This is a genomic window from Nocardia sp. NPDC023852, assembly GCF_040639505.1.
Lineage (GTDB): Bacteria > Actinomycetota > Actinomycetes > Mycobacteriales > Mycobacteriaceae > Nocardia.
Genome location: NZ_JBFAAB010000004.1, coordinates 176,727 through 192,283 on the forward strand (window position 1 = coordinate 176,727; position 15,557 = coordinate 192,283).

General features: G+C 66.8%; 13 protein-coding genes. 4 read left to right on the forward strand and 9 right to left on the reverse strand.

Going from position 1 to position 15,557, the window contains the following annotated elements:
* Positions 1-957: an electron transfer flavoprotein subunit alpha/FixB family protein gene (locus AB0H00_RS10240; RefSeq protein WP_357263906.1), complete on the forward strand. Its 957-nt coding sequence runs from the start codon at positions 1-3 to the stop codon at positions 955-957.
* A 151-nt stretch (positions 958-1,108) separates the two neighbouring features.
* On the opposite strand, the gene AB0H00_RS10245 is transcribed toward AB0H00_RS10240, so the two are convergent.
* Positions 1,109-1,966 carry a LysR family transcriptional regulator gene (locus tag AB0H00_RS10245; RefSeq protein WP_357263909.1) on the reverse strand — a complete coding sequence of 286 codons (858 nt, stop codon included), beginning with the start codon at positions 1,964-1,966 and terminating at the stop codon, positions 1,109-1,111.
* Positions 1,967-2,077: 111 nt separating this feature from the next.
* Between AB0H00_RS10245 and AB0H00_RS10250 the strand changes: the two genes are divergently transcribed.
* The 3 genes from AB0H00_RS10250 (at position 2,078) to AB0H00_RS10260 (ending at position 5,776) form a co-directional block, all read left to right on the forward strand.
* On the forward strand, positions 2,078-3,370 hold the full coding sequence (locus tag AB0H00_RS10250; protein ID WP_357263912.1) for an NAD(P)/FAD-dependent oxidoreductase: 1,293 nt from the start codon (positions 2,078-2,080) through the stop codon (positions 3,368-3,370).
* Between the two features lie 487 nt (positions 3,371-3,857).
* Entirely contained in the window at positions 3,858-4,685 is an 828-nt protein-coding gene (locus AB0H00_RS10255; protein ID WP_357263915.1) for a GNAT family N-acyltransferase, read from the forward strand.
* Positions 4,682-5,776 carry a lysophospholipid acyltransferase family protein gene (locus AB0H00_RS10260; protein WP_357263918.1) on the forward strand — a complete coding sequence of 365 codons (1,095 nt, stop codon included), beginning with the start codon at positions 4,682-4,684 and terminating at the stop codon, positions 5,774-5,776. The genes AB0H00_RS10255 and AB0H00_RS10260 overlap by 4 nt, the downstream gene beginning before the upstream one ends.
* 147 nt (positions 5,777-5,923) lie before the next feature.
* Here AB0H00_RS10260 and AB0H00_RS10265 read toward each other — a convergent pair whose 3' ends face one another.
* The 8 genes from AB0H00_RS10265 to AB0H00_RS10300 all read right to left on the reverse strand — a co-directional run bounded on the left by AB0H00_RS10265 (position 5,924) and on the right by AB0H00_RS10300 (position 15,438).
* A complete protein-coding gene (locus AB0H00_RS10265; RefSeq protein ID WP_357263921.1) occupies positions 5,924-6,295 on the reverse strand; it encodes a hypothetical protein in 372 nt (123 codons plus the stop codon).
* 162 nt (positions 6,296-6,457) lie between these two features.
* The gene (locus AB0H00_RS10270; protein ID WP_357263924.1) at positions 6,458-8,170 is read right to left on the reverse strand and encodes an ABC transporter ATP-binding protein; all 1,713 of its coding nucleotides are present in this window, start codon (positions 8,168-8,170) and stop codon (positions 6,458-6,460) included.
* Positions 8,167-9,996 carry an ABC transporter ATP-binding protein gene (locus tag AB0H00_RS10275; protein WP_357263927.1) on the reverse strand — a complete coding sequence of 610 codons (1,830 nt, stop codon included), beginning with the start codon at positions 9,994-9,996 and terminating at the stop codon, positions 8,167-8,169. Before AB0H00_RS10275 ends, AB0H00_RS10270 begins: the two co-directional genes overlap by 4 nt.
* Entirely contained in the window at positions 9,993-10,949 is a 957-nt protein-coding gene (locus AB0H00_RS10280) for an alpha/beta hydrolase (protein ID WP_357263930.1), read from the reverse strand. The genes AB0H00_RS10275 and AB0H00_RS10280 overlap by 4 nt, the downstream gene beginning before the upstream one ends.
* A gap of 438 nt (positions 10,950-11,387) precedes the next feature.
* Entirely contained in the window at positions 11,388-12,065 is a 678-nt protein-coding gene (locus AB0H00_RS10285) for a response regulator transcription factor (protein WP_357263933.1), read from the reverse strand.
* Positions 12,062-13,282: a sensor histidine kinase gene (locus AB0H00_RS10290; RefSeq protein ID WP_357263936.1), complete on the reverse strand. Its 1,221-nt coding sequence runs from the start codon at positions 13,280-13,282 to the stop codon at positions 12,062-12,064. The genes AB0H00_RS10285 and AB0H00_RS10290 overlap by 4 nt, the downstream gene beginning before the upstream one ends.
* Before the next feature lie 321 nt (positions 13,283-13,603).
* Positions 13,604-14,395 (reverse strand): SDR family NAD(P)-dependent oxidoreductase, encoded by a 792-nt coding sequence (locus tag AB0H00_RS10295; protein WP_357263939.1) that lies wholly within the window; start codon positions 14,393-14,395, stop codon positions 13,604-13,606.
* Between the two features lie 179 nt (positions 14,396-14,574).
* Positions 14,575-15,438, reverse strand: a complete 864-nt coding sequence (locus tag AB0H00_RS10300; RefSeq protein ID WP_357263942.1) for a helix-turn-helix domain-containing protein — start codon at positions 15,436-15,438, stop codon at positions 14,575-14,577.
* Between the last annotated feature and the right edge of the window lie 119 nt (positions 15,439-15,557).

Sequence of the window (15,557 nt, forward strand, 5' to 3'; positions counted from 1 at the left end):
ATGGCAGAAGTACTTGTGCTCGTCGAGCACGCCGACGGTGCGATCAAGAAAGTCAGCACCGAACTGCTCACCGCCGCCCGCGCTCTCGGCGAGCCGGCCGCCGTCGTGCTCGGCGCGGCGGGCACCGGCGAGAAGCTGGCCGACGCGCTGGCCGCCGCGGGCGCCGAGAAGATCTACATCGCCGAGTCCGACGATGTGGAGAACTTCCTGGTGACCCCGAAGGTCGACGTGCTGGCCGGGCTGACCGAGTCGGCCTCCCCGGCCGCGGTCATCGTCGCCGCCACCGCCGAGGGCAAGGAGGTGTCGGGTCGCCTGGCTGCCCGCATCGGCTCCGGCCTGCTGATCGACGTCATCGACGTGAAGTCGGACGGCAGCGCGGTCCACTCCATCTTCGGTGGCGCGTTCACCGTCGAAGCCAAGGCCACCGGCGACGTGCCGGTAATTTCTGTCCGCCCGGGCGCCGTCGAGGCGTCGGCGCAGGCGGGCGCGGGTGAGAAAGTGACCGTCGAGGTGCCCGCACAGGAAGAGGGCGTCGTCAAGGTGACCTCGCGCGAGCCGGTCGTCGCCGGTGACCGTCCGGAACTCACCGAGGCCGCCGTCGTGGTTTCCGGTGGCCGTGGCGTCGGTTCCGCCGACAACTTCGCCGTTGTCGAGGCGCTGGCCGACTCGCTCGGCGCCGCCGTCGGTGCCTCGCGTGCCGCCGTCGACTCGGGCTACTACCCTGGCCAGTTCCAGGTCGGCCAGACCGGTAAGACCGTCTCGCCGCAGCTCTACATCGCCCTCGGCATCTCCGGCGCGATCCAGCACCGCGCGGGTATGCAGACCTCGAAGACCATCGTCGCGGTCAACAAGGACGAAGAGGCCCCGATCTTCGAGATCGCGGACTACGGCATCGTGGGCGACTTGTTCAAGGTCGCCCCGCAGCTGACCGAAGCGGTCAAGGCACACAAGGGCTGAGGCCCCTCGCGCCGAGCAATGACGGTGGCCCCGACCGTTTCCGGTCGGGGCCACCGTCATTCGCAGGATGATCGGCTGGAAGAACTCGGACGGGAAGCCCTCCCGCTGCTGTTCTTCGCGGCTATCAGCGTGCCGCAACGACAGATCATCCTCAGGTGCGGTGCATCGAGTTGAGCAGCGTGGTCAGGATCGGTGAGCGCCGGGCGTCGGCGCGCAGCACCGCCGACACCGGGATGCGCAGCTTGGGTTCGGCCAGCTGTAGCACCACCAGTCCCTCGGTCGTGCTCTCCGCGTAAAGGACTGTCCACGCGTCGGGCCGATTGATCAGCTCCAGTGTCGCGGTGTGGTCCGGCGGAATCGGTGGTCCGAAGGTGGGGCCGGTGGGCAGCTCGGCGAACGCGTTACGAATCACGGTGTGCAGCAACACTTGTTCCTGCTCCGGCGGCAACAGCAGCGGATACGAGCTCAGATCCGCCAGTGTCACCACGTCTTCAAGGGCCAGCGGGTGGGCGCTGGAGGTGGCGATCACCAGATCCTCGACCCAGAGTTGTTCCACCACGAGGCCCGGCTGGTCGACGCGGCCGCGGATCAGCGCGAGATCGCAGTCCCCGTCGGCGACCGCGGTGATGCGCTGGCGGAACGGTTTGATCACGAACTCGATCTCCGCTTCCGGATGCGCCGCGCGGGCGCCCGCGATCGCCGACAGCGAGCGGGTGGCGAAGGACATGTTCGCGGCGAGCCGGATTCGCGGACCCACCGTGCGCACCGCGGCGCGGATCGCCGACTCCAGGCTCAGCATCTGTTTCGCGAGGGGAAGTAGCCGTGCGGTGGCGTCGGTGGGCACGACCGACCGGGTGGAGCGCTCGAACAGCTGCACGCCGAGGTCGCGTTCGAGCCGGGAGATCTGATGGCTGATCGCCGACTGTGAGATAAAGCACCGTGCGGCGGCGCCACTGAAGCTGAGCTCCTCGCACACCGCCACGAAGTAGGTGAGCTGCCGAAGTTCCACAGCACCTCCTATTGATTAGGAATCGAGATAAGAGTCATCTGTAGTATGCGCCCTAACACCTGAAATATCTTCCCCTCGGATGACGGTTCGTAATGAGAGAAGGAGGCTGTCATGGAGTACGTGGACGCGGGGATCGAAACCGCGGGTGTTGTCATTGTCGGATCGGGGTTCGGTGGGCTTGCCGCCGCTAAACAGCTTGCCAAGTCGGGGGTGGGCTATGTGCTGATCTCCAGCACGCCCGAGCATCTGTTCCAACCGCTGTTGTACCAGGTAGCGACCGGTGTGCTGGCATCGGAGGAGATCGCACCGCCGATCGCGGGCATCCTGCGTCGCCACCGCGAGGCCGATGTGCGCCTCGGCAGGGTGGTCGCCATCGACCCCGACAAGGCCGTCGTCACCTACGAGAACGAGGGCGGCCGGCACCGGATCCGGTATGGCTCGCTGATCGCGGCCACAGGAGCCAGCCAGTCCTACTTCGGCCGCGACGATTTCGCCGAGAAGACCTTCTCGCTCAAGACGATCGATGACGCGCGACGGCTGCGCACGCAGATCGAACGGGTCTTCGCCGAGGCCGCGAACGCCGACGAGCAGACAAGCCGCAGGCTGCGGAGCTTCGTCGTGGTCGGCGCGGGCGCAACCGGCGTCGAGGTGGCGGGCCAGCTGAAAGAACTGGCGAAACGGCATTACCACCAGGAGGTTTCGGTCACTCTCGTGGAAGGTGCGGGTGAGGTGCTGCCACCATTCGGCGGAGGGCTGTCGGAGTACGCGAAAAAGTCGTTGACCCGCAGCGGTGTCGACGTGCTGCTCGGCACCTTCGTCACCGACATCGAGCAGGGCAAAGTCACCGTCAAGGCCGTCGACGGCGTCGAGCAGGGCATCGCGGCCGAGACCGTGGTCTGGTCGGCGGGTGTGCAGGCGGGCGGATTCGCGAAGATCTTGGCCGAGGCCACCGGCGTCGAGACCGACCGGGCTGGACGGCTGCTGATCAACCAGGACCTCACCGTCGGTGGTTACGCCGACATCTACGCCATCGGCGACATGACCTCGCTCAACGGTTACCCCGGCCAGTCGCCAGTGGCCATGCAAGAGGGTAGGCACGCCGCCGACATCATCCGTCGCAAGAAGCAGCCCGGCACCGCGTTCAAGTACTGGGACAAGGGCAGCATGGCGGTGATCAGCCGGTTCAGCGCGGTGGTGAAACTCAACGAGCACATCACCTTCCGCGGCGTGATCGCCTGGTTCATGTGGCTCGCGGTGCACCTGCTCTACCTGGTCGGCTTCCGCAACCGCTTCGCCGCGGTCGCCTCGTGGTTGGTCGCGTTCATCGGTACCGGGCGCCCTGGCTTCGCAGAGGAGGAGAAGACCCCGACGAAGGTACGAGCTCGGGAGCAGCGTGCGGCGTGATCGGCTGTGTTTTCGGCCGCGCGGGCGCGGCGTGTTCGCGGCCCCCTCATGGCTCGCGGGCCGCGAACGGGCAATGCTCGGTCTCGCTTCGCTCGGAAGTGGAGGTGGGGCCGGTGTCGTTGCGGTGGGAGGCAAAGGCGCTGTTGGTTGTTCGCTCTTCGCGCTGAGCGTTCGCGGTCCTTCTGTAGCTCGTGTCGTGTGTGACGGCCGCTGGTGAGTTCGTCGCGGAGGTGGCGGTCTCGGGCGTGAGTCGGGTCGCGAAGGGGTATGTTCGGACTCGCTTCGTTCGGAAGCGGGGTGGGGCCGGTGTGGGTTGTGTCGGAAGGCAAGCGCGAATTCCTGGTGGCACAGACGCTTTCGGATGGGCGAACACGGTGGAACCGCTCGGTGAACGCTTGGTGTGACCGCCGTCTCGTTCACCGAAGCGGCATCGCCGCGACACTTCGAGGTTGCTCCCGCGCAGTGTCGAGCTGGCTTCATCATCGATATGACTATTTCGTCCGTGTTGACAGCCCCGGCTCGACCGACGGACTCCGGCGAGGAACGGTCGCGCTATTCGCTGGTGGTCTCCTCCGACGCCGGGCACCGCGTGGCCGCGCAGTGCCTGCGTTACGGCGTGTTCGCCAACGAGCCGGGCTTCCGGATCCCGGACACCGGCACCGGACTCGATGCCGACCGATTCGACGAGCACTGCGATCACCTGCTCGTCCGTGACGACGCCAGTGGCGAGTTCGTCGGCTGTTACCGGATGCTGCCGCCGGACAAGGTGGCGGCCGCGGGTGGCTACTACACGGCGACGGAATTCGATCTCGCCCAGCTGGATCCGGTGGGCATGCGGATCGTGGAGATGGGCCGCGCGTGTGTGGTGCCCGACCACCGCAACGGTTCGGTGCTGACGCTCATGTGGGCGGGCATCCTGCACTACATCCAGCTCACCGGCTACGACTGGGTGATGGGCTGCGTGTCGGTGCCGATGCAGGACACCCCGACCGAACCGCCCGGCGTGAACGTGCGCGGCGTGCGCGACATGCTGCTCGGCAGACACGCTTCCGACCCGGAGCGACGGGTGCGCCCTATTCGCCCTGTGATCGTCGACGGCAAGACTCTGGACGAACTGGAACCGCCGTCGCGCCCGAAGCTGCCTCCACTGGTGCGTGGCTACCTACGCCTCGGCGCCGAGATCTGTGGTGAACCCGCGCATGATCCCGATTTCGCGGTCGCCGACTTCGTCGCACTGCTCGGCCTGGACACCATCAATACCCGCTACCTCAACCGGTTACGCGACGCCGCCGCCACCTTCGACGGAGCACGGTGAGGACTGTGGTCTTCGACGCTCTGCCCGCGCAGGCCGCCGCACACGCGTGGATGCCGTCGAGCCCCTGCGGGCCCGGCTGCATCGAGCCGATCGACCAGGTCGGCATCCGCAGGATGGCCGCGAGGCTGGTCGGAGTCGTCGGACTGCTGGTCAGCTTCCCGGCCGCGCACCTCGTGACTCCGCACGGCAAGCGCGAACTGCTGCAGCGCCGATACGCGCGCATGCTGCTGGGCTGCCTCGGTATGCGATTGCGGATTGTCGACAACCGGGCCGTGGACGAGCACGGCGTCGACGACGAGGGTGGCGCCACACTTGCGCGGGGACGCTTCGGCGTGCCCGGCCGCGGTGTTCTGGTCGTTACAGGACACATCAGCTGGACCGACATTGTCGCACTGGCGTCGGTGCAGCCGCTCGGGTTCGTGGCGCGCGCGGACATGGTGGACTGGCCGTTGCTCGGCGGGCTCGCGAAGCTGATGCGAGTGGTCCCGATCGAGCGCGAACGCCTGCGGGCACTCCCCGACGTGGTGGCCGCGATCGGCGCGCGGCTGGCCGCCGGTGAACGGATCGGCGTGTTCCCCGAAGGCACCACGTGGTGCGGCCGTGCCTACGGAACCATGCGGCCCGCGTTGTTCCAGGCGGCGGTGGATACCGGAACACCGGTGCAACCGGTGCGGTTGCGATATCTGGACCGGCATGGCGCGCCGTGCACGGTGCCCGGGTTCGTCGGCGTCGATACCTTCGTCTCGTCCGCGCGCCGGGTGTTGCGTTCGCGCGGGATGATCGCCGAAGTGGTGCTCGAACCCACGCAGTCACCGGGCACGGATCGGCGCCACCTCGCCCGCCGCTGCGAGGCCGCCGTGCGCGGCACCGAGCGGTCGCGGCACGACGCGCTGGACGCCGCAGTGTGGATCGAGGCGGCGAACACCCGAGTTCAGGATCCGTCGGTCGCGGCGGATGCACCGAAGGGGCGGAGGCCGCGTCTTCGCCCTACGCTGCGCGGTCGTCGGAACTCCGGCAACACAAACGCAACCGGCTGGCCGACAAATCGGCCAGCCGGTTCAGCACGCTATACGGCCGAGCCCAAAGCCTGAGCGAGCGGCAGAATCCGATCGAAGTCGTGGGCAGTGGGCCAGCTGCGGAAGCTCAGACGATCGCGTCCTCGTGAACCGCTGCTCTTCGGAGCTGTAGAAGTCGAGATCGGATGCCGGTGCGCATCGTCGGGTGATCCCGGCAGCCGCTCAGAACGCGCTTCCGCTGAACGGCAGGGGGAACAACCCATTCCACCCGTTGCCGCCCCGATTCCAGTTGCCGTTGCCGTTCCAGTCGTCGTTGCGTCCGCGGTTCCAGTTGTCGTTGCGTCCGCGATTCCAGTCGTTGCGTCCGCGGTTCCAGTCGTCGTTGCGCCTGCGGTTCCAGTTGTCGTGCCCGTGCCCACCGTTGCCAGGACGATCATGGACCAACTCGATCTGATCGGCAGGCTCGAGCACCACCGCGTCGGCGAGCGCCGGCACCGCGAGGGCGGTGATCGGCATCAGGGCAAGCGCGGAGGTGACCGCAACGCGTGCGACCGCTCGCCGGGTACGTCCGTGATGGTGCGTGTCTGGGTTCATCGGGAACTTCCTCACTCGATAACGTCGTCCGGTCGGTGACCAGCCGGTAGTCCGGCCCGATATCTGTTCCACTCACGCGCCGGAGGAATCCAATACGTCCGCCAGCGTACCGTTGTCTAACGGTACATTCAATAGGTAACCAAAGCTGGTCGCTGTTCCTGGCTACCGGTTTCCCGGTGTCATGGACACTTCCCAGAAATCGGCGTAGCGGCCGCCGTGGCGCAGCAGCTCGTCATGGCTGCCTTCCTCCACGATCCGGCCGCCGTCCAGGAAGACGACGCGGTCGGCGCGTCGGATGGTCCGCATCCGGTGCGCCACCATCACTACCGTCCGGCCCGCCATCAGGTGCTCGACACCCTCGTGGATGGCCGCCTCGTTCACCGGGTCCAGTGCGGAAGTCACCTCGTCCAGCAGCACGATGGGAGCATTTTTCAAGAGTGCTCGCGCGATCGAGACGCGCTGGCGCTCACCACCGGACAGGAGTGCGCCGCCCTCGCCGACGTTCGTCGCCCATCCGCCGGGCAATCGGTCGATCACTTCGTCCAACTGCGCCGCGGTCGCTGCCGCCCGTACTTCGGCTTCGCTGGCGTCGGGACGGCCGAGAAGAATGTTTTCCTCGATGGTGCCGTCGAAGAGATAGACCTTCTGGAAGACGATGGCGATCTGCGCCATCAACACCTCGGTGCTGATCGCGCGCACGTCCACACCCCCAACGCGCACCACGCCCTCGTCCACGTCGTAGAACCGCGCGAGCAGCTGAAGCAGTGTGCTCTTACCCGCACCCGACGGTCCGACCACGGCAAGCCGCTGCCCCGCCGGCACGGACAATGACAGGTTGTCGATCACCGTGCGGCCGTCCTGCCGGAAGGCTACGGACTCGAACTCCAGGTCGCGATGTACCGGCTGTATCGGTTCCAGGGCCTCCGGCAGCGGCTCGGTGCTCAACACCGTGTCCAGTCTCGTCAGCTCGGAACGTGCGCCGCGCAGGTTGCCACTCATATCCGCCAGCGACAGCAGCGGGTCGGCGCAGCGGGCGGCCAGCACCAGGATCGCCAAAATCTCTGCCGCACCGACCTTCTCGCCGAGCGCGAGATAGGTGCCCAGGATCAACAACACGGTGAACATCGTCTGCACCGTAAGCGTCAAGCCCAATACGCCGGGCAGCGCCGACAGCGTCGAACGGCGGGACGCGCGCTGGAGTTCACGCAGCGAGTCGTCGAGCAACCGGAAGCGTTCAACAGTCCGACGCCCTGCGCGCAGCACCGGCTGGGCCTGGAGATACTCGATGACTCGCCCGGTGGCCTCGTGGCCTCGTTCGGCACTCTCCGCATCGCTGGCGGCCATCGAGCGTCCCGCCCAGATCTGGATAGCCGCGACGATCGGTGCGGCAGCCAACGCGGCCAGCCCCATGTGCCAATTGAAGGCAAGCATCACGACAACGATCGTCAGTGGAGTCACCGCGGCGGAGATGAACGGTGCAAGCAGATGCGCGATCACGCTCATTGCCTCCAGTACGCCGCGGCTGGCCAGGACGGACACCTCCCCAACGCGACCGGCGCTGTGCCAGCCGAGGGGTAATCGGGCAAGATGATCGCCGAGTCGGTGATACATACCCCGCAACAGCGTCGTGCCGACACGGAAACCGGACAGATCGCTGATGTAGCGCAGCACCGCGTAGACCGCAACGGCGGTCCCGAATGCGACCAGCCAAGGCCGCGCATCTGCGGGTGTGCTCCCGAACAGAGCCCGCAGCACTGGAACCAGCAGTGCGTAGGACAATCCTTCGACTATCGCGGTCGCCGTCATCAGGGCCACGGTGCGACGCACCGGCTGGGCGTACTCGTGTCCCAGCACGCGCAGCAGCATTCGAATCATCGGGACTCGTCTCCTCGAAGTACGTCACCGATTTCGTCGGCGATCGCCGTTCGGTGCGATTGCCAGAACGCGGCGAACTTTCCGTTCTGTGCCAGCAGCTCGGCGGGCCTACCGCGCTCGACGATTGCCCCGTTCTCCAGCATCACGACGGTGTCGGCGTCGGCGACCGTTTCCCAGCGATGGGCGATGACCAGAATCGTCCGATCGCCCCCCAGCGTCCCCAGGGCCCGGCGCACCGCCTGTTCGGTCTGCGGGTCAGCGAAGGAGGTCGCCTCGTCGAGCACCAGAACGGGCGTGGCGGCGAGCAGTGCGCGGGCGAGCGAGATCCGTTGTGCCTCACCGCCTGATAGTCCGGCGTCGGCGCCGAGCATCGTCTCGTATCCGCGCGGCAGCTCGAGAATTCGATCATGAATATCGGCCAGCCGGGCGGCGCGAACCACGTCGTCGAGGTCGGCTTGCGGTACCGCCAGCGCGATATTGTCCGCGACGGACGCGCGTAGCAGGCGAACATCCTGGAAGACGAAGGAGACCATCCGGTAGAGCTCACTGCTGCCGAGCTCCCGCAGATCGACTCCGCCCAGGACGATCGAACCGTGGGTAGGGTCGAAGAACCGCGGCAACAGCTGAACCAGTGTGGACTTCCCGCTTCCCGACGGCCCGACGATCGCGGTGGTCGTTCCCTGCTCGAGCACCAGGTCGATCCCGCGCAGCACCTCGTGATCAGCGTCGTAACCGAATCGGACGTCATGCAGTTCCACTCGGTGCCCCCGTGGTGCGACCGGGTGCGCAGGCTCCGGGAGCGACGGCACGGCTAGCACGTCCCGGACCCGGCCGACCGCGCGCCGGGCGGCCTGCAGATCGTCGAATCCGTGGCCGAGGGCCGCTACTGGAGCGGTCAGACCCAATCCGAGCAGCAGGAACGGCAGCAGGTCGGCCGGGGCCATGGAACCGGTCGTGATCAGAGCCGAACCGCCGATCAGCACGACCAGCAGCACGAACGGCGGCGACAGCGCCAGTTGCATCCCCGCGGCGATCCCGGCGAGACCGCGCACCATCCGGTAAAAGCTGCTGACGAACTCGTCTACGGCCGTGAGGAATTTGCGGTGCGCGCGCCCGGATCCGCCGAACGCCTTGACCACCGAGATACCCTGCACGAACTCGACGACCGAACTCGCGATCCGGCCCATGGCCCCGTCGAACTCCTCCTGCTCACGCAACCGGGTCGGGGTCATCATGAGCGGGACCAGCGCCACAGCCAGCACCACCGGTATCAGCGTGATCAACGTGAGCCGCCAGTCGACGGTGAACAAGTAGCTCAGCGACACCAGCGGCACGACGAATGCGGAGACGAGTTCGCCTGGAGCGTGGGCGATGAACGGGTGCACGGCACTCACATCCTCGCCCACTACCTTCGCCAGCTCACCGGTTCGGCGCCGGGAGAACCACCCGATCGGTACCCGCCCCAGCCGCGCGGTGAGTTGCCGACGAAACGACAGTTGCACCTGGCCGTCGAGAAGATGCCCGATTCCGGAGGACGCGGCCGTGAACAGGAGTCGGACGAACAAGCCGACCGCACCCGCGATCACCACGATCCAGACATGACCGTGATCGATCGGGTTGGGCGACAACAGAGCTCGACCCAACGCGACAACTGCCAGCAGCGGCGCCAACCCCGCGACAGCGCCGACGACCTGCAGGATCACCACGGCGGCGAAACCCCCTAGGTGTGGGCGCAGTAGCCCTGCCATGCTCGGTCCCGCCGCGAAGTGGGCATCCGATGATGGTGGGGACTGCTCCCTCGCCTCGGCAAGATCAATAGTGGTCATCGCGCCGATGCCCCCGAGCGCTTCAGCAGATGGCTGCGCAGGTGGGCGAGTATCTCGGCGCGTGCGGGCCGGGCCGCGGGGACCAATCCCGGCATGCTCAGGAAAGCGTGCGTCGCTTCCGGGTATCGCGTCAGCGTCACTTCGACTCCCGCCTGTCGCAGGCGGTCGGCATAGGCCGGAGCCTGATCTTCCAGCGGGTCGAGACCCGCGGCTTGGATGAGGGTCGGAGCGAGCCCCGCGATATTTTCGCTCTGCAATGGTGAAATCGCACGGGCGTCGAAGGATTCGGGGAGCGCGATGCGCTGCACCGCGCGGCAATTGGCCGGTGAGGCGGTCGGACTGTCCGCGTTCTCGGTGAACGAGGGGTATCGAAACGTGCGGTCGGTCCAGTCGAGCTGCGGATTGATCAGTACCTGGGTGTGCACCGGTAGTCCGAGTCGAGCTGCCCTGATCGCGGTGAGAGCCGCGAGCGAGGCTCCCGCGCTGGCACCGAGCAGGGCGATCCGCGTGGCATCAGCCCCCCACTCAGCGGCCTGCTCGGCGAGGCGGGGTACGGCATCGTAGGCATCCTCGACGGGTGCGGGCACGGGGTGCTCGGGCGCCAGCCGATAGTCGACCGAGGCGACAACGGCCGGACAGTTGGCCGCCAGGTGACTGAGGAGCCAGTCGTCCTGGTCAGGGACGCCGGTGATGAATCCGCCGCCGTGGAACGCGACGATCAGCGGCAGCGCCGAACCTCCCCGCTCGGGCCGGTACACGCGGACATTCAGCCGACGCCCAGGGAGATCGAGTGCGTATGTAGCGATTCGTGCGCCACGATCGGGCCTGCCGGTGATGAGCCCGCCCAGCACGGACCGGCGCGTGCGATCCTGTGCTTCGCGGATTTCGATGACCTGATCCGGGGTGATCGAATCCCAGTCCACCTCGGGCGTCAGTGCGGCCAGGATCCGCATTCGAAATGGAACTTTTCCTCGCATAATGTGCCCTCCGGGCTCGTCGTAGCGCTCTTTGTCGACCGCTGGGTTCCGGCGGATTACCGGCGCCCCTCGCAGGGCAACCGTCGGTGCGCTTCCGGAAATATGCGGTCCGGCACGATCGCCGATGGTGTGGATCCGGCACGGTGATGTCGGGTGTACGAAAATGCTTCCGGGTCGGAATCCATGATCACGCCGTCGATTGTTCCGGCGGCCAGGCGTGTTTCGCTTCCGCCGACGGATGACACCGTCTACGTGAATACGCGTACGACAATCCTGCTCGGCTGCGTCGGTCGTCGTAGCCGAGCACGCGTCCGAGCGACCGTCGCCTGCCCGGATGAACGATTCCTATTCATCGAGCGCAGTACATCGTGCTCACAGTTGTCGATTCCGCTGGAACGGATGAACCGCTCAACGCTATGGGGTGATATCGCACAGCCCGGTCTGGTAGGCGATCACGACCAGCTGCGCACGGTCGCGTGCACCCAGTTTCACCATCGCGCGGCTGACATGCGTGCGTGCGGTGGCCGGACTGAGGAACAACGCGGCACCGATCTCGCCGTTGCTCATCCCCTGCCCTACCAGTGCGACTACCTCGCGTTCACGATCGGTCAGTACTGCGAGCCGATCCTCGGCGGACTTGGCAGCCCTGCGCTGCGCGGTGAATTGACTGATGAGACGGCGCGTGATCCGGGGTGCGAGCAGCGCGTCACCGGCGGCGATCACTCGGATCGCGTGCAAGAGTTCTGCCGGGCCCGCGTCCTTGAGCAGGAATCCGCTCGCGCCCGCCTGTAATGCCTCGAAGACGTTCTCGTCGGTGTCGTAGGTGGTGAGGATTAGGACCTTGACCTGCTCCAATCCGTGTGCCTCTGCGATCTGGCCGGTGGCGCGTATCCCATCCAGCCGTGGCATGCGGATGTCCATGAGGACAACATCGGGGCGGGTGGCGCGGGCAAGTTCGACAGCTTCTGCGCCATTGGTGGCTTCACCGACCACCGTGATGTCGTCTTCCAGGTCGAGCAGAACTTTGAAGCCGGAACGGACCAGACGTTCATCGTCGGCGAGCAGCACCTTGATCGGCAGTGGGGAGTTCACCAGCGCGATCCCACCGGAAGGAGGGGCAAACGGGCAATGACCTCGAACCCACCCTCGGGACGCGCCTTCGCGTCGAGGTCACCGCCGAGCAGTTGACAACGTTCGCGCATTCCGACGATCCCGTGGCCGGATGGGGGGGAGCTGCCGGTGCCAGCCGGAGCGTGCGTGGGGTCGCGGCGGCCCTCGTCGACCACCCGTATCAGCAGGGCATCGATACTGTGGTCGAGCGCCACCGTCACCCGGGTCGTGCCGACGTGGCGGATCACGTTGGTGATCGATTCCTGCAGGATGCGGTACGCGGCGCTGCCTATCGCGCTCGGTACCGGTGTCACCGGCGAGGTCTGCTCGAAACAGATGTCGAGGCCGGCATCGCGAGCCTTGGTGATGAGTTCATCGATCTGGCCGCCACCTGGGTAGGGTTCGCGCTCATCGCCGTCGCGCAGGACACCGAGGATGGCACGCATCTCGCGCAGTGCTCGCGAACTGGTTTGCTCGATGGTGTGCAATGCTTCGCGGGCCTGTTCCGGTCGCTTGTCGAGCACGTGTGCGGTGACACCGGACTGCACGTTGATGATGGCGATCGCGTGGGCGACGGTGTCGTGGACTTCGCGGGCGATCCGCAGCCGTTCGGCGTCGACCCGAGCCCTGGCCTCCCCGTCACGGGACCGTTCCGCCAGTTCTGCGCGCTCTTGCGCATCGATGGCGATGACCCGGCGGGATCGGACCGACTCGCCGAGTGTCGTGCTGATCACCGACGCGCCGATTCGGAAGAACACCCAGCCGATGGCCACGAGCGGCTCGATATCCGCCGCGGCGATCAGCCAGCCGACGGCAAGGACCGCGGTGCCGACACCGGCGATCAGCAGCGATCGGCGCCCGTCGCCGTAGGCGGCCAGTGTGTACAGGGCGACGAAGAGTCCAAGATAGGAAAGCCGGTCGGGGAAGTCGAGACCGAAATAGATCAGACTGGCCGACGCGGTGATCGTGAACACCAGGACCGGCCGCCGGCGGCGGGCGACGATGGCCACACCACTCACGATCAAGAGGGCATATCCGAACGCCGACACCGGCCTCGGGACCGGCTCGAGCGGCACCGGGATCGCGGCACTCTGAACCTGGATCGCGGTGACGAACAGCGCCAGCAAAACATCTGAGACCCAGGCGGGCTGACGTGAGAACCAGGCAGACAGCTGCCGCGACACCGCCGTCAGATCCATGCCGTGACAGTACGGCATCCGCGGAGGCGTACGCGCCCGCTCGGAGGCGCGATCGGCTACGACGACCGACGCAGCCCAGCGCAAATTTCGTACGCCTATTCACGTAGCCGGCGACGCTGCCGGAAGCCGAACTCGCTTGGTCAGCGCGCCGATCGACATCATCAAAATTCTTCATCGGAACTGGTCAGCCACGTATCGATGACGGAGCAACCCTGCACGGCGTAGCTGGTGCGGTGAGGGCCCCGTACTCCTTGACGCTCATCGAGTTCGCCGCCTACCGGTGCAGCAGGGTGGACTCGAGCAGAAGTCCGAGCGATGGTGTCAGCGCTTGTAGCGCTGGCCTTCTGCGAGCTGTTCGGTGATCTTGTCGCCGCCGATGCGGCGTTGGACGGAGGCGGCCAGGCTGGGGGCGGCGCCGCCGACCAAGGCGACCAGGCGCAGGCTGAGCGGTGCCACGTCCACCTCGGCGAGGTTGTTTTCGATGGCTCGTACGGTTGCGCGGGCCACGTCCTGCGGCGAGCGGGTACCGATCCCGCGGGGCAGCGTCGCGCCGGAGTCCGCGAACATGCCTGCGCCCCTGATGTAGCCGGGGAACACTGTCGAGACACCGACCTGGTGGGGCCGCATGTCCTCGCGCAGCGCGAGGGCGAATCCGCGCATGCCGAACTTGGTGGCGTTGTAGAGGGATGCCTGCCCGGAAGCGGTCTTTCCGGACAGCGAGGATATGAAGGCCAGGTGCCCGCGGCGCCGGGCTGCCATGCGTTGCCCCGCCAGCTTCGCCATCACGATAGGCGCGCGGAGATTGACGTCGAGCGCACGGTCGATTTCGTCGATGGAATAGTCGGCCAGCAGGCCCGTCGCCGGCAGTGCGGCGTTCGCGACGAGCACGTCGATGTCGCCGATCGTGTTCAGAAGTTCCTCGATCCCTGCCCGGTCGGTCAGGTCAGCAGGTACGGCCCGGCCGCCCAGCTTCTCGGCCAGCGGCTCGAGCATATCCGTACGTCGCCCGGAAAGGACCATGTCGCCGCCGCGGGCGGCCAGCGCCAGCGCCAGCGCCTGCCCGATCCCACCGGTCGCTCCTGTCAACAGCACCTTCGCGCCGCGCAGATCCATGTCACATACTCCTATCTCGCGTGTTCTGCATGCAGATCTCATGCGGCCACCACAGCCGAAGGAGGAACGCGAGGGTCGTGGGGGTAGATGCCACGGTGGCGCCTTGGGTGAAAAACCACCCGACAACGGCGCGCACCTCGATGTGGCAGTGGCTGCGCATGACCCCATCCTCACGTGCATCACGGCCGCCGGTCTTGTACGAATGTTCCGTGACTCGCCCACGCGATGTCGTATTCGGCCAGCCCCGGATCACTGGCCAGTCTCGCCGGAGTCGTTCCGGTAAACGCCATGACGTCTCGGTGGAAGTGCGACTGGTCGACGTAACCACCCTCAGCCGCGACCCGGGCCGCACTTTCGCCCGTGGCCAAGCGGCGCGCGGCATGGTCGAAGCGGACCAGCTTCGCAGCGCGTTTGGGTGGCACACCGATCTGCGACCGGAACCGCGACCACAGACGCTTGCGGCTCCAACCGAGCTCGACTGCCAGATCCTCGACCCGGACACTGCCGCCGCTGACGATGATCCGGTCCCACACCCAGGCCACCTCTGGGTCCACAGGTGGTCCCGTCTCGTGCCGGCGGGCGAACAATGCGTCTGTCAACGCGAAACGGTCTCCCCACGAGAGAGCATCACCGAGCTGCTGGCGGATCCGTGCGGTATCCGGGCCCCACAGGTCCTCGACGGCGACCACGGCGCAGTCCAGCTCCGCGGGGGAGACACCCAGCACGGCGTGCGCGACCACCGGAGACACGCGCACCTCCAGGCACTCGATGTTCTCGCTTCGCATACGAACCGCGCCGAGCCCGAGCCCGGCGACGAGACTTCCCCGTTGCTGCCACCCGGTCGCGTCGTCTACGACGAGTGAGCCGTCACCGAACTGTAGAACCACTGTGAAGGCCGGGTGCGGGACCACCAGCCCATCGACGGGGCCCGCGCTCCGATCACTGAACCCAGCCATGCTGACACCGGCCACCCGGCTGGGCCGCGACGGTCGCGCGATATCCCACACAGCCGCGACGTCACACTCGTGCACGGTGGGTCGCATCGCCCCATGGTATGAGCCGAAGATCGTCTCATGCGCACGTACCCGATCACGCGGCGGATCCAGCGTTCAGCGGCGCGTGCTCCGGGAATACCTGAAGGCCGTCAGCGGGTTGCGGATCG

Coding starts and splice junctions, on each gene's coding strand:
- AB0H00_RS10240 (WP_357263906.1), top strand. CDS start 1: ATGGCAGAAGTACTTGTGCTCGTCGAGCACGCCGACGGTGCGATCAAG.
- AB0H00_RS10250 (WP_357263912.1), top strand. CDS start 2,078: ATGGAGTACGTGGACGCGGGGATCGAAACCGCGGGTGTTGTCATTGTC.
- AB0H00_RS10255 (WP_357263915.1), top strand. CDS start 3,858: ATGACTATTTCGTCCGTGTTGACAGCCCCGGCTCGACCGACGGACTCC.
- AB0H00_RS10265 (WP_357263921.1), bottom strand. CDS start 6,295: ATGAACCCAGACACGCACCATCACGGACGTACCCGGCGAGCGGTCGCA.
- AB0H00_RS10270 (WP_357263924.1), bottom strand. CDS start 8,170: ATGATTCGAATGCTGCTGCGCGTGCTGGGACACGAGTACGCCCAGCCG.
- AB0H00_RS10275 (WP_357263927.1), bottom strand. CDS start 9,996: ATGACCACTATTGATCTTGCCGAGGCGAGGGAGCAGTCCCCACCATCA.
- AB0H00_RS10280 (WP_357263930.1), bottom strand. CDS start 10,949: ATGCGGATCCTGGCCGCACTGACGCCCGAGGTGGACTGGGATTCGATC.
- AB0H00_RS10290 (WP_357263936.1), bottom strand. CDS start 13,282: ATGGATCTGACGGCGGTGTCGCGGCAGCTGTCTGCCTGGTTCTCACGT.
- AB0H00_RS10295 (WP_357263939.1), bottom strand. CDS start 14,395: ATGGATCTGCGCGGCGCGAAGGTGCTGTTGACAGGAGCGACCGGTGGG.
- AB0H00_RS10300 (WP_357263942.1), bottom strand. CDS start 15,438: ATGCGACCCACCGTGCACGAGTGTGACGTCGCGGCTGTGTGGGATATC.